We start from the raw sequence: 19,166 nt of genomic DNA, 5'->3' as shown, positions 1-19,166 counted from the left end.
CCACGCCTGGTTGCGGCGTCCCCCGTCGACACGGTTCCTGGCGTGTGACGACGGTCCGCGCCGACCGGAGATCGGAGCGCATGTGCAAGCCCAGTGGCCGGGTGTGGGGGCCCTCGTGAACAAGTGGAACGCCACCCGCAGGTCCCGTATCGAGCAGGAGCGGGAGGAGACCAGGGAGGGGGCCCGGGAGAGCGCCGGGGAGCCCCCGGCGGCGGACGGGCCCGCGGACGCCGACGACGGCACCCGCGCGGGCGACCTGCTCCGCGTGGCGGCCGACGTCTCCTGGCGCGTCCTGGTGATCGGCGTGGTGGCGGGCCTGCTGATCTTCGCCCTGACCCGCGTGTCGGTGGTCACGCTCCCCCTGATCATCGCGGTCTTCCTCACCGCGCTGCTGATGCCCCTGGCCAACTGGCTGCGCCGCCCCAACCCGATCAGGCGGCGCGGGTTCGGACGGGGGTCGTCCACGGCCATCACCATGCTGGTCGCGCTGGCGGTCTACAGCGGTGCGGTCACCCTCATCGTGACCCCGGCGATCGCGAGCTTCGACGACCTGGTGGAGAGCGTCAACAGCGCCGTCTCCCAGCTCCAGTCCATGGCCCTGCCGTTCGGTCTGGACCCGGCCCTGCTCACCGACGCGATCGACAGCGCCTGGGAACAGGTGCAGTCGCTGATCACCGAGAACAGCAACCAGATCCTGAGCGGCGCGTGGACGGCGACCACCGCCGTGACCCGCGTGGTGCTCGGGATCGTGCTGATCCTGGTACTGACCATCTACTTCGTGCACTCCGGCGACAAGCTCATGGACTGGATCGCGAGCCTGCTGCCGGTGCGCTCCCGCCCGGTCCTGCGCCACTCGGCGCGCGTCTCCTACGAGGTGATGGGCAACTACGTGCGCGGGGTGGCGCTGGTGGGCGTGATCGACGCGATCGGCATCGGTATCGCCCTGCTGTTGCTCATCGACACGAGCCTGGCCATCCCGCTGATCGTGCTCACGTTCGTGGGCGCGTTCCTGCCCATCATCGGCGCCTTCCTGAGCGGACTGCTGGCGGTACTGGTGGCGCTCGTGACGGAGAACTGGGTGGTGGCGCTGATCGTGCTTGGGGCGGTCCTGCTCGTGCAGCAGCTGGAGAGCAACGTGTTCGCGCCGCGCATCTACGGACGGGCCCTGGAACTGCCGTCCGCCGTGGTGCTGATCGTGGTCACGGTCGGCGGCATCCTCGGCGGCATCGCGGGGCTGTTCCTGGCCACGCCGATCGCGGCGGTCCTGGCCGCGCTCCTGCGCAACCGCGCGGTGCGTCCCTCCGACTACTCCGACGTGGACGCGCGCGGGTCCGAACGGGCCGGAGGCGGGTCCGAACGGGCCGGGGGCGGGCCGACCCCTCCCCCGGCCTGAGGCCGCGGCCTGGGGATCGCAGCCCGGGGACCCTCAGCCCCGGGCGCCCGACAGCGCGGGCCGCGCGGCCGCTGACCCACCGTGGACCCGGGCGACGGCCTCGGCGACCCTCTCGACGAGGGGCGCGGGGACACCGGCCAGGTTGATCCGTCCCGAGGGCAGGCCGTGGACCGCGTGTTCGTCGCGGAGCCGCCCCATCTGGTCGGCGGTCAGGGGCAGGCGCAGGAACATGCCGCGCTGTTCCCGGAGCGGCTCGAACGCGGTGGAGCCGGTCCGCTCCGCCAGCGCGTCGGCGAGACCGTCGCGCAGTCGGCCCAGGCGTTGGCGCATGGAGTCGAGTTCACCCAGCCAGTCGGCGCGCAGACCCGGCCGGGTCAGGATCTCGTGGACGATCCGCGCCCCGTGGTCGGGCGGCTGCGAGTACCCGGCGCGGGCGGTGGTCTCCATGACCCCGTAGGCGAGGGCCCGGCGGGCGGGGTCGTCGGAGACGACCACGGCGCAGCCGGTGCGTTCGTTGTACAGGCCCCAGGCCTTGGAGGCGCTGACCGCGACCACCGCTTCGGGGACGACCTCCAGCATGCGGCGCACGCCCTCCAGGTCGGCGTCGAGACCGTCCCCCAGGCCGAAGTAGGCGTGGTCCACGAACGGCACCACCCCGCGCGCGGCCAGGGCGTGGGCGAGCTCCTCCCATCGGTGGCCGGGCATGGCGGTGCCGGTGGGGTTGTGGCAGCACCCCTGGATCAGGAGGGCGTCTCCGGGCGCGGCGGCGGCGACGGCCGCGAGGGCGGCGTCGGGGTCGGGTCGGCCGTCCGGGAACAGCATCGGGTACTCGCGGACGCGCAGTCCGGCAGTGGTGAGGATGCTGCGGTGGTTGAGGTAGGCGGGGGTGCCCAGGTGCACGGTCCGGTCGGGACCGGTGGCGGCCAGGAGTTCGGAGAGCAGGCGCAGGGCACCGGTACCCGCGACGGACTGCACGGCCAGGATCGTGTCGCGGACGGCCGCCGAGGGGAACAGCGTGCGGGTGAGGGCGTCGGTGAAGTCGCGGTTCCCGGCGGGGCCGAGGTACTCCTTGGAGGGCGCGCGTGCGGCCAGGTCGCGTTCGGCCTCGGCGACGGCGCCGAAGACCGGCGACGACCCGGTGTCGTCGCGGTAGACGCCCACGAGGAGGTCGAGGCGGTCGGCGCGCGGGTCGGCGTCGCAGGCGGCGGTCAGACTCCACAGGGGGTCGGTGCGCGGCCGCGGCGGGGAGGGCATCAGCACGAGGGCTCCATCTCGGGTCGGTGGTCTTCGGTGGCGTCGGCGGCCGGGGGCGGCGCGGTGGCGGGTGTCGGCACGGGGGCGGGTGTCGGCGCAGGGGCGGATGTCGGCGTGGTGGTCCGTGAGGCGTTCCCGGCGGACCCGGCGCCGCGGGAGCCGAGCAGGTTGAAGGCGACCACCCCGGCCAGGACCAGCAGGAGGGTGGCGGTGGTGACCGCGGTGACGGGCTCCCCGAACAGCGGGACGGCCGCGACGAGGGTGACGACAGGGCTGAGCGCTCCCAGCGTGGCGGCGACCGGGCCGCCCAGGGCGCGGATGGCGGTCGCGTAGCACAGCGCCGCGAGCACACCGACCCCGATGCCCTGGACGGCGACGTACACCGCGACGTCGCGGGGGTCGGCGCCGAGCAGCGCCGAGGGCGCGGCGCCCAGCAGGACCAGGCCCCCGACCAGCAGCGCCGAGGGGGCGCAGACCACGATCGCGGCGCTGACCGCGTCGAGCCCGGTCGCGCGCAGCGCCAGGGTGTACACCGACCAGACCAGCCCCGCGCAGAGCAGGACCACGACCCCGGTGGCCTGGTCCGGGGAGACGGCGGCGGCGACCGGCACCGCCGCTCCCAGCACGATGAGGACGAGCGCGCCCAGCTGGGCGGCGCGGGCCCGGGTCCGCCAGAGCGCGAACGCGAGAGCGGTGACGAACAGCGGGACGGTTCCGGGGATGACGATGCCGACGAGCGCCGCGCTGGTCAGGGACCCTCCCCAGGCCGCGAGGAGGAAGTACGGGAGACCGGCGCCGACGCACAGCGCCAGCAGCACGCCGGGGCGTTCGCCGCGCGCCCGGCGCAGGGCCCGCGGAATCCACGGCGCCAACACCGCCAGCGGCGTGAGGAACCGCAGGAGCGCGGCGTCGGGGGCGGTGAGGTCGGAGGCGCCGATCCCCCGGATGCTGAGGGCGAACCCGGCCCACAGCACCACGGTCGCGGCCATCGCGGCCAGGCCCGTGGCGAGCGAGGGGGACGTTCCGGCAGGTGTGCTCATGGGTGCGAAGGTACGGGGATCGTCGGGGTCGGCGATTGCCGGTGATTGCCCGATCGGCGCCGCATTTGGCAGAATCTGCCCCATGCGGCGACTGGACGAGACGGACCTGCGGATTCTGCACGAGCTCCAGGGCGACGGACGGATCAGCAACCAGGAACTGGCGGACCGCGTGGGGCTGTCCCCCTCGCCGTGCCTGCGCCGGGTGCGCCGTCTGGAGGAGGCCGGTGTGGTGGCCGGGTACACGGCGGTGGTCGACCCGGCGTCGGTGGGGCTGGACATCACCGCGTTCGTGCGGCTGCGCCTGGACTCGCACAGCACGGGTGTGGTGGAGCGCGTGGAGGAGGCCATCCGGGGTGTCCCGGAGGTCACCGAGGCCTACCTGTTGGCGGGCGACCACGACTACCTGCTGAAGGTGGCCGCACGCTCCTTCCCCGCCTACGAGGAGCTCATGCGGTCCAAGCTGCGCTCCATCCCGTCCGTGTCCTCGATCGAGACGACCTTCGCCATCAGCGTCACCAAGCCGGGTTCTCCCCTGCCCGTCGACTGAGCCGGGCGTTGGCACGGCTGCTCCGTCCGTCGGGGGTCGACGGGTCCGGTGTGGCCGACGCGGCCGGGGAGCGCGATCCGCGGCGATGGCGTCCCCACCCGCGTGCGCCCCCCGGCCGGCTTACGTATGCTGAGCATCTCTCCCGACGACACCTGCTCACTCCGGGTAAGGACGAGTATGAGCCAGACCGCGACCGGACCGCGCGACGCCTTCGACGACGACTGCCCCAGCCGCACCGTCCTCAACCACGTGGCCAGCCGATGGGGGACGCTCATCGTCACCTGTCTGCGTGACGGCCCCCAGCGCTTCTTCATGCTGCGGGACCGGATCGGCGGGATCAGCGAGAAGATGCTCTCCCAGAACCTGCGGCTGCTGGCCGAGGACGGGCTCGTGGAACGCCGGGTCGAACCCACCAGCCCTCCCCAGGTCACCTACACCCTGACTCCGCTCGGCGAGGAGCTGGGCGAACGCGTCCAGGCGCTCGTGGACTGGGTGAGCCTGCGCACCGACGAGATCGTGGCGGCCCGGGAGCGCGGGGCACGGCCCTAGAGGGGCCGCGGCCCCGCGCACCCGGCTCAGGTACCGCCGTCCTCGCCCCCGGTCACGGGCTCGGCACCCCCGGCCGCAGGCACCCTCCTCAAGACGAGGGACACCACGGCGGCCAACACGACCAGGATCAGGGCGGCGACGGCCGCGTTCACCTGGAGGCCGTGGGCGAAGGCGGCGCGGGCCGCGTCCAGGACCTCGGCACCCACCGCCTCGGGCAGGCTCTCGGCCACCTGGTGCGCCGCTCCGATCGTCGACCCCGCCGACCGCGCCTGGGCCTCGGACAGCTCCGCGGGGAGGGAGAGCGACGTCCTGGCCGCGTAGAGCCCCGCGCTCACCACTCCGATGACCGCGATCCCCAGGGCCGCACCGAGCTCCTGCGTGGTCTCGGCCATACCCGCGACGGTGCCCGCGCTCTCCTGGGGTGCCGTGGACATGACGACGTCGGTCCCCAGTGCCGACACCGGCATCAGTCCGGCGAACATCAGTGTGGAACCGACGACCACCACGGCCAGTGCCGCGTCGGCACCGGCCTGGGTCAGCAGGCCGAACCCGAGGGCGGCCACGAGCAGCCCGGTCGCGAACACCACCGCCGGTCGGACCCGACGGACCACCGTGGACGCGGCCAGGACGGACGCCACCCCTCCCGCCACCATGGGCAGCATCCACAGGCCCGCGACCATCGGCGACAGCCCCTGGACCATCTGGAGGTACTGGGCGACCAGGAACTGCACTCCCGCGATGAGAAGTGCGGTGGTGCTCAGGGTGACCAGCGCGGTTCCAAAGGCCCGGTTCCGGAACAGGGTGACGTCGAAGAAGGGGGCGCTGGCCCGGAGCTGGCGCCGGACGAACGACGTCAGCAGGACGGCTCCCACGGCCAGGGCCAGCAGTGGCGTCAGCGCGAGCCCGTCCCTGACCGTCTCCTTGATCCCGTACACGAGGGTGAGCACGCCGGTGAGGGACAGGAACACGCTCACCAGGTCCAGCGGGCCGGGCTCGGGGTTCCTGTGCTCGGGCAGGAGTCGGCCGCCGAAGAGCAGCAGGGGGAGCATCACGGGAACCGCCAAGAGGAAGACCGATCCCCACCAGAAGAACTCCAGCAGGACGCCGCCGACCACGGGGCCGAGCGCCCCGCCGGCCATGAAGCTGGTCATCCAGAGGCTGATCGCCACCGAACGCTGCGCCGGGTCCCGGAACAGCGTGGTGATCAGCGAGAGCGTGGAGGGCGCGAGGGTCGCCCCGGCCACACCCAGCAGGGCCCGGGCGAGGATGAGCATCTCGGGGCTGCTGGAGAAGGCGGCCAGGACGGACACCGAGGTGAAGGCGGCGGCCCCGATCATCACCATGCGCCGCCGCCCGAGGCGGTCGCCGATCGTCCCCATCGTGAGCAGGAGCCCGGCGACGAAGAACCCGTAGACGTCGGTGATCCAGAGCAGTTGGGTACCGGAGGGATCGAGGTCCGCGCTCAGCTGCGGCACGGCCAGGTGCAGCAGGGTGAGGTCCATCATCACGAGCATGGCGGGGACCAGCAGGAGCGCGAGACCCGCCCATTCCCTCCGGCCCGCGCGGGGCGGGGCGTTCACGTTCTGGGTCACGGTGGGATCTCCTCACTCGGCCATGCGGCCCGCGGTCACTGGTGGAACGTGGGACACCCTAGGAAAGCTGGCCATTTTTCGTAAGTAGCCACCTGTGAGTAAGTCGCTATACAAAAGTGAGCCTGCAGGTGAGAGCGGTGACCCTCGCTCTATTGGTCCCGGATTTCGGAGATCCTGCGTTCGACCCCGTCCAGGAGCCAGGCCAGCGCCCGCTCGAAGACCTCCTCCGGCGTGGGGGGCGGCGCGTCCATGCGTTCGATGGCCGGATGGCGCCCGGGCTCGATCCACCGCGCGAGGTAGCCCTCCTGCACGCTGGCGAAGGACTCGCCGTCCGGGGAGGTCCAGCGTCCGGCGCGGTCCGCCTCGACCACCCGGCCGACGTGTCCGCGCACCAGCCCGTCGACCGCGCCCACCACCGCGTACGCCTCCTCCTCGGGCAGACCGGTCCCGTCCAGGGCCCGCAGGGCGGAGTCCATCCAGGCGAAGCCGTTCGGCCCGACGTAGGGGCCGGAGGTCATCTCGACCAGCCAGGGGTGGGCCCGGAAGGAGGCCAGGTCCTCCCGGGCCCAGGCCTCCACCCTCTCCCGCCAACCGCCGGGGCGGGTGTGCGGCGGGGTGGCCTGGCCGACCATCTCGTCGACCATGAGGGCGAGCAGGGCCGCCTTGTCGGGCACGTAGGTGTACAGGGTGGCGGTGCCGACACCCAGACGGGCGGCGACCCTGCGCATGGACAGCGCCTCGACACCGTCCTCCTCGGCGACGGTCATGGCCGCCTCGACCAGGCGTTGCACGGTGAGCTGGTGGCGGGGGCCGCGCCGGGGGCGCCCCAGCCCCGACCAGAGCAGGTCGAGTGTGGCCTCGATGCTCTTGCGTGTGACTCCCATACGCCCCCCACCTCGGACGACCCTCGCCCTTTGCCATAACTCCATACACCGTTCTATCCTCATCGAACACTGTACGGAGTTTTTGGGGGAGCGCCATGGACGAGTCCACACCGAGGACCGGACCCCGCCCGGTGCCGCGCGGCACCGGTCGCACGCTGGCCCTCGCCCTCGTCCCTCTCGCCGCCCTCGCCCTGACCTCCTGGACCATTCGGGCGTGGGCCGAACCGCTCCCGGGCCCGGTAGGGGAACCGCTGGTGCGTTGGGCGCTACCGCTCCTGGTGCTGGTCCCCCTGGTCGGGCTCCTGTGCCGCGCCGAGCGCGTCCCCCCGGCGGCGATCGGCCTGACCACCCCGGGCCGCGCCTGGCGCCCGCTGCTCGCCGCGCTGCTGGCCTGCCCCTTGGCCGCCGCACCGATCGTGGGCGGCGCGGTGCTGACCGGCGGCGCCAGTCTCGACACGTCCGCGCTCGCCCCGGCAGCGCTGGCCGCCCTGGTCGCGGCCCTGCTGACCAGCGGGCAGGTCGCGGCCGAGGAACTGGTGTTCCGAGGTCACCTTCAGCACCGGCTGGGTACGTTCCTGTCGCCCCTGGCGGCCCTGTTCACCCAGGCCGCGCTGTTCGCCGGAGTGACGGGCCTGGTCCTGGGAGAGTCGGCCGACCCGTTCGGCCTCGTCCTATCGGGCGTCCTCTTCGGCCTCCTGCGCACGGTCAGCGGCGGCGTCTGGGCACCGGTCGGTGCCCGCCTGTCGCTGACCTGGACCACCGTTCTACTCGCGCAGGCCGACCTCGCCTTCGCCTCGAACGCGCCGTTCTGGAACACGCTCCTGAGCGTGGCGACCGGCGTGGCCGCCTACCTGGCGGTGCGCCGGACGTGCCGCACCGGCCACCAGGGCGCTCCCCCCTCCCCCGAGGAACCCGCCCCCCGTCACCGGCGCGCCCTTCCGGTGCGCGGTGTCCTGTACGACGTCGGGTCCAGCTACGTGCCCGGCCAGCACTCCCGCGAGCGCTGGAACCCCGATGCCGTCCACGAGGACCTGCGCGTGATCCGCGAGGATCTGCACTGCACGGCCGTCACCCTGTTCGGGCACGACCTGGAACGGCTGGAACGGGCCGCCCTTTCCGCCCTCGGCCACGGCCTGGACGTGTGGTTGCAGCCTCGCTCCCACAACGCCAAGCCAGCGGAGCTGGTGGAGCACGTGGGGCACGCCGCCGACCTCGCCCGGCGACTGGACGCCGACCACCCCGGCCGGGTCGTCCTCAACGTGGGCTGCGAGCTGACCGTCCTCAACCGGGGCATCCTGCCCGGCCGCGACGTCGACCGGCGCGCCCGGGCCCTGGCCGTGTTCGGCCTGTTCCCCGCCTACCACGACGCACGCCTGAACGCGCTGCTCCGCCGCCTGGCGGCCACCGCTCGCGAACGCTTCGCCGGGCCCCTCACCTACGGGTCGGGGACATGGGAACGCGTGGACTGGACCCCCTTCGACCTCGTGGGAGTGGACTACTACCTCGACGAACTCACCCGGCCCACCTACCGCCGGGGGCTACGGGCACTGGAGCGCTGGGACAGACCGGTGGTGGTCACCGAGTTCGGCTGCTGCTCGTACCGGGGGGCCGAGGCACTGGGCGGGGGCGGGGCCGACGCGCTGGACTGGAGCGACCTGGACGACCGACGGGTCACGGGCGGCCTGGTCCGGGACGAGGGCGTCCAGGCCGACACCGTCGAGCGGCTGCTCGACGTGTACGAGACGGAGAACGTGCACGGGGCGTTCCTGTGCATGTTCGTCGAGGGCGACTGCCTCCCCTCCGACGATCCCGCCCGGGACTGCGACATGGCCAGTTTCGGGATCGTCCGCCCGCCGCCTCTCGGCTCGGGCCTGTCCTCCGACGACGGCCACTGGAAACCCAAAGAGGGTTTCCACGCCCTGGCCCGCCGCTACGGAGCGGACGCCGAGGTTCCCCGGTAGGACCATTCCGAAACTCCGCGAGAATGGCCAGCCCTTCCATTACCACGAACGGGGGCCCGGGCACAGCTTCCCGGACCGCCCATTCATCCGCCCGGAATCGGCCACCCGAGGGGCCATGTAAACGATCTTGCGATTGGCCTCGGTGCGACCCGGCTCCATCTCCGGTCAACCATTCGTCGTTCACCCCAAATGCCCGAATCGACCTGGGGAAAAGGAGGCCCTCCCCAGGAGAACACCGAACCGGACCATGCGCGCGGCTCCCGCGCCACCGCCGCCGGGGCGACGGCAGCACCCTCATCCTCACCTTCCTGAGCTGGGACGATGACAAGACTCCCCCCAACGGGAGTCCCTGCGGCCACCTCCCCAGGACGGGGCGCGGCCGACGCACCCTCACCTACCCCGCACCCGAGAAATTCATACTCCGACACCCACGAGAATTCGCGGAACCGACGACCGGAGTAACGAAGTTCCTGGCCAGGATCGTGTTCCACCGATTCCCTTGACACCGGCCCAACCGGGGTGAAACTAATACTGTCGACCCTCCGGACACGATCCACGCTCCACCACCGAAGGCCACCGCAGTCACAACAATGGCCCTCACCCCCATCCAGGCGAACGGCCCACCGTACTCGGGCGTCGCGCCACCCTTTCCCGACCGACTCCCCCAGAAGGAATCCGTCACACCCGGAGGACGACCCGACACCCGAGCACGAACAAGGGGCGAAGACTTGACTCACACGTTTCCCCCGGAACTCGACGACGCCCCCGCCCGGCGGAGCAGGTTCACGGAGTCCGGCTACCTCGTCCTCCCCGGCTTCCTCCCCGCGGCCCTCGTCCACCGTCTCCTTCCCGAGGTCGACCGCTGGGTGGACGAAGGACTGCGCGCACGCTCCATCGCCGCCTGCCTCGACCCCGACACCCACGGAACGCCGCCCGTCCTGGAACTGGAACTGCCCGCACACGGCGAACTGCTCACCCACGAGCCGCTCATGCGGGTGGTCGCCGAACTCACGGGCCCCTCCTTCGTCTTCCACCACCTGCACAGCGACCGGCACGGCGACGCGACCGGCGGCAAGGCCTGGCACCACGACCACGAGGCCCACGACGGCCAGGACCCCGGCCCGCTGATGGTCCACGCCCTGCACTACCTCGGCGGTCTCGACCCGAGCGTCGGCCACCTCGCGGTCCTACCGGGCTCCCACCGGGAACACGCCGCCAAGCAGGCCCGCGCCCACCTGGGCACGAAGGAGCTCCCGGGCGAGGTCGTCATCGACCGGCTCCCGCCGGGGTCGACCGTCCTGATGAACTCCGCCCTGTTCCACGCGCGCAGACCGGCCCCCGAGGGAACCGGCGACACACGCCCCCGCTACTTCGTGGACGCCTCGTACTGCCAGACGAGCGCCAGGTGGCGACCGGTGAAGCCGTACTGGCGCCATATGCTCACTCGGGCGCGCGAGCTCGACCTCAGCGGCGGGCGCTGGCCCGAGCTGTTCGCCGAGCGCCACTTCACCGAGTACACGACCACGGGACAGGGCTCCACCACATGAGACTGATCGAGACGGTGCCGTTCTCCACGGTGCTGGAGGTCTACCGGGGCGACCACCCGGTCGACCGCCCCCACGCCTCCAACACCAACCAGGACGGCGAGGACGTCCTGCGCATGGCGGACCACCTCCTCGGCACCTGGCACCGGGTCCTGCTCTCCCGGGAGGAGGTCCTCGGCGTGGTCCTGCCCTGGCACCTGAGCGAGGGCGGCGGACGCGTGCTCGTTCCCCGGTCGGGGCGGACGGTGGGCGAGGCCGCCGACCTGGTCCGCGAAGGCGGAGCGCGGATGAGGGCGGCCAACCCGGTCTGCTCGGACAAGCTCGCGCTGTTCCGTGAGGCGCCCATGACCCCCGTCTACCTCAGCACCGTGCCGGTCCCCCACCCCGACTACTCCGACCTGGAGACGCGGACCGGGCTGATCCACCTGGACGGTCTGCACCGGACCGTCGCGTGGGCCCTGTCCGACCGGCTCCCGGAGGACGAACGCACCGAGGCCTTCGTCGCGGACACCCCCGACACCGCCCCGCCCGGGGCGCCCCGCACAGGCACCGTCTGAACTGGAGGCCCACGCCCTTGACAGGTACGACAGACCCGGCCCTGACCCTCTCCGACCTGTTGGCGCGCGGGGCGCGCTCCCACCCCGACCGGCCCGCGCTCTCCGACGGGGTCCGCTCCCTCGACTACGGGGAGCTGCTCTTGGCCGCCGACCGGGTGGCGGCCCGCCTGGCCGTGCGGGGCGTGGGCCCGGGCGACCGGGTCGCGGTGCTGGGTCCGCGCGACGCCCGGGTCGTGACGCTGTTGTACGGGGTGCTGCGCGCGGGGGCGGCGGCCGTGGTCGTCGACCCCTCCTGGAGCGGTCCGGACGTGCGCGGGCGGCTGGAGGCCACCGGTGTACGGCACGTGCTCAGCGCCGACCCCGACCACACCGCCCCCGCCGGGCACCGGAGCGAGGTCGTGGACCCGGCCGCACTGCCCGCCCCCGGCCGGGTGTGGGCGGGCGGCGAGCCCCCGCACCGGGTACGCGCCTCGGACCCCGCCTACCTGTCCTTCACCTCGGGGTCGAGCGGGGAGCCCAAGGCCGTCACGGTCACGCACGCCAACACCGTGCACTACGCGCTCTCGCTGCGCGACCGCCTCGGCCTCACCCGCACCGACGCGCCGTGCGTCGCCCACGTGACCACGCTCGCCGCCGACCTGGGCCACACCTCCTGGCTGCTCGCGCTCGCGACCGGAGGGTCGGTGCACGTGGTGCCCGACGACCGCACCCGCGACCCCGAGGCCTTCTGGGAGGCCCTGGCCGCCGCGGGTGTGTCGGTACTCAAGACGACCCCCTCCCACCTGACGGCCCTGCTGGAGGGACGGCCGCGCCGCGCCCCGAGGCTGCACACGCTACTGCTGGGCGGTGAGGCGCTGCCGCGTCCACTGGCGGCCGGACTCCTCGACCGCGGGGTGGCCGCCCGGGTGGTCAACCACTACGGTCCCACCGAGGCCACCATCGGCGCGAGCTGCTTCGTGGCGTCCTCCGCCACCGACCTGCCCGTGGACGAGGCCACGGTGCCCATCGGCACGGCGATCGGCCGCAACGTGCTCCACCTGGTCGACGCCGAGGGGCGTCCGGTGCCCGACGGCGTCGACGGGGAGCTGCTGATCGGCGGCCCCGGCGTCACCGCGGGCTACTTCGGCCGACCGGAGGAGACGGCCCGGGGCTTCCTGCCGGGAGAGGACGGTCCGAGGTACCGGACCGGCGACCGCTGCCGCCGCCGCGAGGACGGCGGCCTGGTCTTCTCCGGGCGCGCCGACCGACAGGTGAAGATCCGCGGATACCGGGTGGACCCGGCCGACGTGGAACAGGTGATGGACGGCTTCGCGGGCGTGGCCCGATCGTCGGTGGTCGTGCGCCGGACCCCGGCGGGAGCCCAGCTCCTGGCCGCGGTGCGCCCGACCGACCCGGGCGGCGACCCCGGTGCGCTCCTGACCTCCCTCGACTCGTACCTGCGGGACCGGCTCCCGGCCTACTCCGTCCCGCGACCGGTGGTCGTGGTGCCCGAGTTCCCCACCGGGCCGAACGGCAAGCTGGACCGGGACGCCCTCTCGGCCCTGGTGGACCGGGCCCTGGAACGCGGCGGCGACCCCGGCACGGGGTCCGCCGGGGGGTCGTCCGACGGGGGATCGGACCCGGCGCCGGACGCGGACCCCCTGGTCACGACCATCCGCGACCTCTGGGCGAGCGCCCTCGGACTCCCGCTCGTGGCCCCGCACGCGGACGTGGTGGAGCTCGGCGGCGACTCGATCCTGGCCATGCGCACGGTCACGGCGCTGCGCCGGGCCGGGTACCGGGTGGCGTTCGAGGACTTCTACCTGAACCCCACGCCCGCGCTGCTGGCCGCGTCCGCCACCCCGGTCGCACCGGACCCCGAGCCCGCGCCCGCGACGGGCACCGACACGGCCGGGCGGCTCGCCCCGGCACAGCGCTGGCTCTTCCGGCAGCCGCTGCGCGACACCCGGCACTGGAACCAGTCCGTCGTCCTGCGGTGCGGGGTACGGGTGGACCCGGCCGCCCTCTCCTCGGCCGTCGTCCGGGTCCTGGACCGCCACACGGCGTTGCGCCGACCCGTGGGGGCGGGAGGGCCGGGTGTGCCCCGCCCGGCCGCCGAGGTGGACGCGGTGACCTTCTCCTCTCTGCCCCGCGACCCCGGCGAGGTGGCCGAAGCGGTCGAGGAGACCTGCTCGGAGCTGCACCGGGCCCTGGACCCCGAGTCCGGCCGACTGGTGCGCGTCCACCTGTTCTCCGGAGCCGACAGCGTTGCCGGCTCCGGCCGGGCCGCCCGGGCGGGCGGCGCTCACGACCCTGGCGGCGCTCACGGGTCAGCGGGGACTCCCGGGTCGGCCCGGGAGGTCGGTCCTCCCGGGACGCTCGGCGCTCCGGAGGCCTGCGCGACGACCGGTACCGACGACCGGCTGGCGGTGATCGCGCACCACCTGGCCGTCGACGGCCTCTCCTGGCGGATTCTGCTCGACGACCTCGCGCACGCCTACCGCTCGGCACTCACCGGAACCCCCGCCCCGATGCCCGCGACCGCCGACTTCTACCGCTGGGCGGCGACCACCGCTCCCCCGACGCCCCGGACCGCCGCACGCAACCTCCGCCCGCCCGCCTCCCCCGACGGCGTTCCCGCCGCCCTGACCTGGGCCCTGGACGAGGACGCCACCGCCCGTCTGGTCGGCCGCCACGGCCGCTCCCAACGCCTGGAGGCCTTCCTGCTGACGGCCTTCGCCGATGCCGCGCTGCGCCGGAGCGGACACCCCGACCTCACCGTGGAGGTCGAGACCCACGGCCGCGACACCACGGCCCGGGGCGACGCGTACATGGACACCGTGGGCTGGTTCACGGCCGTCAAGCACCTGACGCTGCCCGCCTCAGAGGCCTCGGGGCCCGCCGCCGACACCGGGGCGAGCGGCTCCGTGGACGTGCGCACCGTGGTCCGCACCGTCTCCGCCGAGACCACCACACGGGTCGAGCGCCTGGTGCGCGAGACCCCGCAGATGCCGATGGACACGGACGCGCCGCGCCCCGACACCGGGTTCAACTTCCTGGGCACGTTCGAACTACCCGACGAACCGTCCCTGGCCTGGACGGTGGCGCCGGAGTCGGCGGGGGCGGCCCGCTGCCCCGGAGCGGACCCCCACCACCGCCTACGGCTCACCGCGAGGATCGTCGAGGGGCGCCTGGTGGCCGACCTCGTGTACGCCCGCCCCCGTACCTCCCACGAGGAGGCCCACGCGGTCCTCGGGGAGTTCGGCGCGACCGTGTCAGCCGAGGTCGGGAGCGCTCCCGCTCCACCCCGTGAGAGCGCCGTCTCCACGTCCGGACAGCTCCTGCTCACCGGGGCCGCCGCACCCCGGACCGCCCGCCTGGGGGTGCGCGAACCCGTCCGGGCACTGCTCACCGGAGCCACCGGCTACCTGGGGCGCCACCTGCTGAACGCACTGCTGGAGCGCGGCGCCCGGGTCACCTGCCTGGTCCGGGGCCGCGACGACGCCGACGCCGCCGCCCGCCTGTCCGGGACGTCGGACCACGGACCGAACCCCCGCAGCGGCCGGTTCGACGTGGTCGCCGGAGACATCGGCGCGGCGGGGCTGGGGCTGTCCGAGCGGGGCCTTGACCGGGTCCGGGACGTGCGGGCCGTCGTGCACGCCGCCGCCGACGTGCGCCTGGTGGCTCCCCCCGGCGACCTGGAGCGCACCAACGTCGAAGGGGTACGCCGCCTGCTCGCGTGGATCGACGCCGAGGTGCCCGGCGCCCGGCTGCACCACCTGTCGACTCTCGCGGTGGCGGGCGGCGTGGACGGGGTCCCGCGCCGGTTCAGCGAGGCCGACCTGCGGATCGGCCAGCGCTTCCGCACCCCCTACGAGAGGACGAAGTTCGCCGCCGAGGAGGAGGTCCGCGCCTGGGCCGCCTCGGGCCGCCCCTGCTTCGTCCACCGCAGCGGACACGTCGCCGCGCACAGCCGCACGGGCGCCTTCCAGCGCAACGTCGAGGACAACCGCATCTACCAGCTGGTGCGCGGCTACGTGTTGGCCCGGGCCGCGCCGAGCCGCCCCGCGGAGTCGTTCGCCTTCTCCCACGTCGACACCGTGGCGGCCGGGATCGCCGCGATGGTGTCGCACGCCCACGCGGCACCCGGGGTGTACCACGTGGAGTCCCCCTACACCGTGCCGCACGACGAGCTGGTGGACTGGCTCGTCGGCCTGGGACACCCCGTCCGGCTGACCGACGACCACGGGTTCGCCGAGGCGCTGTCCCGGGTGGAGCGGGATCATCCGACCGCCGCCCGGCTGGCCTCCGCCTGGTCCCAGCTCGGATCACGCAACGTGGTGGTGGACAGCTCCCACACGACGTCCGCGCTCGAACGCGTCGGCGTGCGCTTCGCACCGCCGACCCGCGCGTGGTGGTCGGCGGCCATGGCCTGGGCCACGGACGCCGGCTTCCTGCCCGCACCGCCCCGGTGACACCCACGACGAAGGGAACGGCCCGCCAGATGAGCGAGAACACCACGACCGAGATCGGTTGGGGGAGCACGACCCTGGACACCCGTCGCGACCTGTGGTCGATGGCGCTCGGCGACGACGAACGCGCCCTGCTGTGGCGGGACGCCCGCGCCGAGCGGTGGGAGGACGCCGCACCGCTGCGCGAGCGGCTGCGTTCGTTCGGCTCGCAGAGCCTCCGAGCGGTGGGTTTCGCGCACGTGCCCAACCTGATCGACCCGGCGGCGGGCGAGGACGAGGTCATCGCCGCGCTCTCCTTCGTCCTGCGCGACTTCGGCGAGATCATCCCCCAGAACGCCGAGGGCGCCCTGTGGCGGGTGCTGCGCGACCAGGACGGCGACGGCAACACCGAGCTCGGCTTCCACTGCGACACCTGCGACCTGCTGGTCCTGCTGTGCCTCCAGCCCGCCGTGCGGGGCGGCGGGTACACCAAGCTCGCCAGCGCCCGCCACGTGCGCGGCATCATCGGACGGGAACGCCCGGACGTGCTCGCCACGCTGGAGGAGGACTGGACCTTCGACCGCACCGGCCGGGCGGGCCAGCAGGTGATCGTCTCCCCGATCCTGTACTCCGAGGAGGACGGGACCGTGGGCTGCTACTACCAGACCCGGACCGTGCGGACCTCCCCCGAACGCGGCGGGCCGCCGCTGACCGCACGCCAGTGGGAGGCGCTGGACGTCCTCGACGAGGTCCTGTACCGGCCGGAGATCGCCTTCCAGCTGCGGCTCGAGGCGGGCGACCTGCTGGTGATCCGCAACTCCCGGGTGCTGCACGGACGCTCACCCTACGTGGACGTGCCCGGCCCGGGCAGCCGACGCGTGCTTCGGGCGTGGATGAGCGCGGGTGCCCGGTGAACGCGGCGGACGAGGGCGCGCGCCACGGGCGGGGCGTCGCGGTGGTCACCGGCGGCGGCAGCGGACTCGGCCGGGCGGCGGCGCTCGCCCTCCTGGCGGACGGCTGGTCGGTGGCGGTCGCGGGCCGCCGCAAGGAGGCGTTGGAGGAGACCGTCGCCCTCGCGGGCGCCGACGCCGACCGGATGGCGGCGGTACCGACCGACATCTCCCGGACCGAGGAGGTCACGGCGCTCTTCACCGCCGTACTGGAGAGGTTCGGCCGGGTGGACCTGCTGTTCAACAACGCGGGGGCGGTCGTGCCCCGCGTGCCCGTACGCGACGTGACCGTCGACGATTGGAACCGCATCATGGACACCACGGTGACCGGCACGTTCCTGTGCGCCCGGGAGGCGTTCCGCGTGATGTGCGAACAGTCGCCCCGGGGCGGGCGCATCATCAACAACGGCGCGCCGTCCGCGCACGCCCCCCGGCCCAACGCCGTCGCCTACACCACGGCCAAGCACGCCGTCCTGGGGCTGACCAAGGCGCTGTCCCTGGACGGCCGCGACCTGGGGATCGCCTGCGGTCAGATCGACGTGGGCAACGTCGAACCCTCCGACGGCCTCCCCCAACCCCCGGCCCGTCAGGCGGACGGGAGCACGGCGGTGGAACGGACCATCCCCGTGGAGCGCTTCACCGAGGCCCTGCTGCTGATGGCGTCGATGCCGCCGGGGTCGAACGTGCAGTACCTGACGGTGCTGCCGACGACCATGCCCTTCGTCGGGCGGGGGTGAACGGGTGTTCGTCAGCGCGAGGAACTTCGACGAGTACCGGTCCATGTTCGGGCTCACCGACCACGACCTGTCGCTGAGCCTGCTCGACTGCCCCGGCGGCGCCGCCAGCTTCGCCGCCGAGGCGCGGGCCCGGGGCACACGCGTCACGTCGGTGGACCCGGAGTACGGGGCCGGGCGGGGGAAGCTGGCCGAACTCGCCCTGTTGGAGAACGAGCACAAGCACGCGGAACTGGTCGAACCCGGGGCCGACTTCGTGTGGACGTGGTTCGAGGGCCCCGAACAGTACACGCGGCTGCGCTCGGAGTCGGCGCGCAGATTCGGTGACGACATCGCCGCCCACCCCCGGCACTACGTGGAGGGCGCGCTGCCGCACCTGCCCTTCCCTGACCGCTCCTTCGACCTCGTGCTCAGCTCGCACCTGCTGTTCTCCTACGGCAGGCAGCTGGACGAGGGGTTCCACCGCGAGGCGCTGCTGGAGCTCGTGCGGCTGGCCCGCTGGCAGGTGCGTCTGTACCCGCTGTTCCAGCACGCCGACTTCACGCGCTACCCCGCGCTGGAGCGGATGCGCCACTTCCTCGCGGACTGCGGGGTGACCTCGCGGGTGGAACCGGTGGAGTACGCGTTCGACCCAGGAGACCAGGAGATGCTGGTGCTGGAGTGCGCCGAGCGCGGCGTGCTGCCCCGCAGCGCCGACGTTGCCCACCAGCGCGACCCCGTGCGCTGGCGGCACCGGGACGGCTGAGGGCCGCGGACCCCGGGGGCGCGCCCGTCGCGGGCGCGCCCCCGGGGCCCACACGGGCCCTCAGGCCTTGCGGGCCACACCACCGTACTGGTCCAACCCGCGCCGGGCGGCGAGCTCGCCCTCCAGGGGACGCCACCGGGGGCAGGGGACCACGCCCGGCTCCAGCAGCTCCAGGCCCTCGAAGCGCGCGGCGACCGCCTCCGGGCTGCGCAGCCGGTACGGGTTGTCGCCGTGCTTGTTGCCCTCCTCGATCGCCGCGTTGTAGGCCTCGCTGGTGTTGGTGCCGTCGTAGCTGGCCAGGTAGCTCCCGGAGGGCAGGGCGTCCAGCAGGGTCCGGACGACCGGCTGGAGCTCCTCGTCCGTGACGTGGCCGAGCACGCCCATCAGCATGAGCGCCACCGGCTGGTCGAAGTCCAGGGTGCGGGCGGCCTGTTCCAGGATCGCCTCGGGGTCGCGCAGGTCGGCGTCGACGTAGTCGGTGACTCCCTCGGGGGTGCCCACCAGGAGGGCCCGGGCGTGCGCGAGCACCAGCGGGTCGTTGTCCACGTAGACGACACGGCACTCGGGGGCGATCCGCTGCGCGACCTCGTGCGTGTTGTCCGCCGTGGGCATGCCGGTGCCGACGTCGAGGAACTGGCGGATGCCCGCGTCCCGCGTCAGGTGGGTGACCACGCGCTTCAGGAAGTCCCGGCTGGTGCGAGCCAGGTCCACGATCTCCGGGAAGGACTCGGCCACCTGGTCGCCCGCGACACGGTCGATCGGGTAGTGGTCCTTTCCGCCCATCCAGTAGTTCCAGATCCGGGCCGAGTGGGTCCGGGTGGTGTCGATGGGCGAGGGGCCGGGGAACCCGCCGGAGACGGGCGTGGGTGCGTCGGACATCGGGGCGCCTACCTCTACACGCAGGGGGTCGTGCCCCACGGCCGGGTGGCCGCCGGTCGTTCGGGGACGGCGGTCGCACCCGTCCCGGGGCCGTTCGCCCCCACCTT

General features: G+C 73.5%; 15 protein-coding genes. 10 read left to right on the top strand and 5 right to left on the bottom strand.

What is annotated here, in order from left to right; all coding sequences use genetic code 11:
• Positions 1-82 precede the first annotated feature (82 nt).
• A complete protein-coding gene (locus ACFYL4_RS08190) occupies positions 83-1,393 on the top strand; it encodes an AI-2E family transporter (RefSeq protein ID WP_387517417.1) in 1,311 nt (436 codons plus the stop codon).
• A gap of 33 nt (positions 1,394-1,426) precedes the next feature.
• Here the strand turns inward: ACFYL4_RS08190 and ACFYL4_RS08185 are convergent, their stop codons facing one another.
• Complete coding sequence (locus ACFYL4_RS08185) at positions 1,427-2,647, bottom strand: aromatic amino acid transaminase (RefSeq protein ID WP_387517415.1); 1,221 nt, start codon at positions 2,645-2,647, stop codon at positions 1,427-1,429.
• Positions 2,647-3,687, bottom strand: coding sequence for a DMT family transporter (locus ACFYL4_RS08180; protein WP_387517413.1), 1,041 nt, complete (start codon positions 3,685-3,687; stop codon positions 2,647-2,649). Before ACFYL4_RS08180 ends, ACFYL4_RS08185 begins: the two co-directional genes overlap by 1 nt.
• An 82-nt stretch (positions 3,688-3,769) precedes the next feature.
• Here ACFYL4_RS08180 and ACFYL4_RS08175 point away from each other — a divergent pair, with 82 nt between their 5' ends.
• Positions 3,770-4,234: an Lrp/AsnC family transcriptional regulator gene (locus ACFYL4_RS08175; protein ID WP_357765554.1), complete on the top strand. Its 465-nt coding sequence runs from the start codon at positions 3,770-3,772 to the stop codon at positions 4,232-4,234.
• 177 nt (positions 4,235-4,411) lie between these two features.
• The gene (locus ACFYL4_RS08170; protein ID WP_357765551.1) at positions 4,412-4,783 is read left to right on the top strand and encodes a helix-turn-helix domain-containing protein; all 372 of its coding nucleotides are present in this window, start codon (positions 4,412-4,414) and stop codon (positions 4,781-4,783) included.
• 26 nt (positions 4,784-4,809) lie between these two features.
• On the opposite strand, the gene ACFYL4_RS08165 is transcribed toward ACFYL4_RS08170, so the two are convergent.
• Positions 4,810-6,375: an MFS transporter gene (locus ACFYL4_RS08165; RefSeq protein ID WP_387517411.1), complete on the bottom strand. Its 1,566-nt coding sequence runs from the start codon at positions 6,373-6,375 to the stop codon at positions 4,810-4,812.
• A gap of 149 nt (positions 6,376-6,524) precedes the next feature.
• Positions 6,525-7,259: a TetR/AcrR family transcriptional regulator gene (locus tag ACFYL4_RS08160; protein WP_357765546.1), complete on the bottom strand. Its 735-nt coding sequence runs from the start codon at positions 7,257-7,259 to the stop codon at positions 6,525-6,527.
• A 95-nt stretch (positions 7,260-7,354) separates the two neighbouring features.
• On the opposite strand from ACFYL4_RS08160, the gene ACFYL4_RS08155 reads away from it, so the two are divergent.
• The 7 genes from ACFYL4_RS08155 (at position 7,355) to ACFYL4_RS08125 (ending at position 18,180) form a co-directional block, all read left to right on the top strand.
• The gene (locus ACFYL4_RS08155; protein WP_387517408.1) at positions 7,355-9,220 is read left to right on the top strand and encodes a type II CAAX prenyl endopeptidase Rce1 family protein; all 1,866 of its coding nucleotides are present in this window, start codon (positions 7,355-7,357) and stop codon (positions 9,218-9,220) included.
• A gap of 728 nt (positions 9,221-9,948) precedes the next feature.
• Complete coding sequence (locus ACFYL4_RS08150) at positions 9,949-10,767, top strand: phytanoyl-CoA dioxygenase family protein (RefSeq protein ID WP_387517406.1); 819 nt, start codon at positions 9,949-9,951, stop codon at positions 10,765-10,767.
• Positions 10,764-11,321 carry a DUF6309 family protein gene (locus tag ACFYL4_RS08145; protein WP_387517405.1) on the top strand — a complete coding sequence of 186 codons (558 nt, stop codon included), beginning with the start codon at positions 10,764-10,766 and terminating at the stop codon, positions 11,319-11,321. Before ACFYL4_RS08150 ends, ACFYL4_RS08145 begins: the two co-directional genes overlap by 4 nt.
• Positions 11,322-11,338: 17 nt before the next feature.
• On the top strand, positions 11,339-15,775 hold the full coding sequence (locus ACFYL4_RS08140) for an AMP-binding protein (RefSeq protein WP_387517403.1): 4,437 nt from the start codon (positions 11,339-11,341) through the stop codon (positions 15,773-15,775).
• Positions 15,776-15,804: 29 nt separating this feature from the next.
• Positions 15,805-16,665 carry a TauD/TfdA family dioxygenase gene (locus tag ACFYL4_RS08135; protein ID WP_387517401.1) on the top strand — a complete coding sequence of 287 codons (861 nt, stop codon included), beginning with the start codon at positions 15,805-15,807 and terminating at the stop codon, positions 16,663-16,665.
• A complete protein-coding gene (locus ACFYL4_RS08130; RefSeq protein ID WP_387517399.1) occupies positions 16,662-17,438 on the top strand; it encodes an SDR family oxidoreductase in 777 nt (258 codons plus the stop codon). Before ACFYL4_RS08135 ends, ACFYL4_RS08130 begins: the two co-directional genes overlap by 4 nt.
• A 4-nt stretch (positions 17,439-17,442) precedes the next feature.
• Positions 17,443-18,180 (top strand): methyltransferase domain-containing protein, encoded by a 738-nt coding sequence (locus ACFYL4_RS08125; RefSeq protein ID WP_387517398.1) that lies wholly within the window; start codon positions 17,443-17,445, stop codon positions 18,178-18,180.
• Between the two features lie 60 nt (positions 18,181-18,240).
• Here the strand turns inward: ACFYL4_RS08125 and ACFYL4_RS08120 are convergent, their stop codons facing one another.
• Positions 18,241-19,059 carry an SAM-dependent methyltransferase gene (locus ACFYL4_RS08120; RefSeq protein WP_357765525.1) on the bottom strand — a complete coding sequence of 273 codons (819 nt, stop codon included), beginning with the start codon at positions 19,057-19,059 and terminating at the stop codon, positions 18,241-18,243.
• Positions 19,060-19,166 lie beyond the last annotated feature (107 nt).

The organism is Nocardiopsis sp. NPDC006938, assembly GCF_042869555.1.
Taxonomy (GTDB): Bacteria; Actinomycetota; Actinomycetes; order Streptosporangiales; family Streptosporangiaceae; genus Nocardiopsis.
Note: the sequence above shows the minus strand (reverse complement) of the source record. Positions and strands in the feature narration are given on the sequence as shown.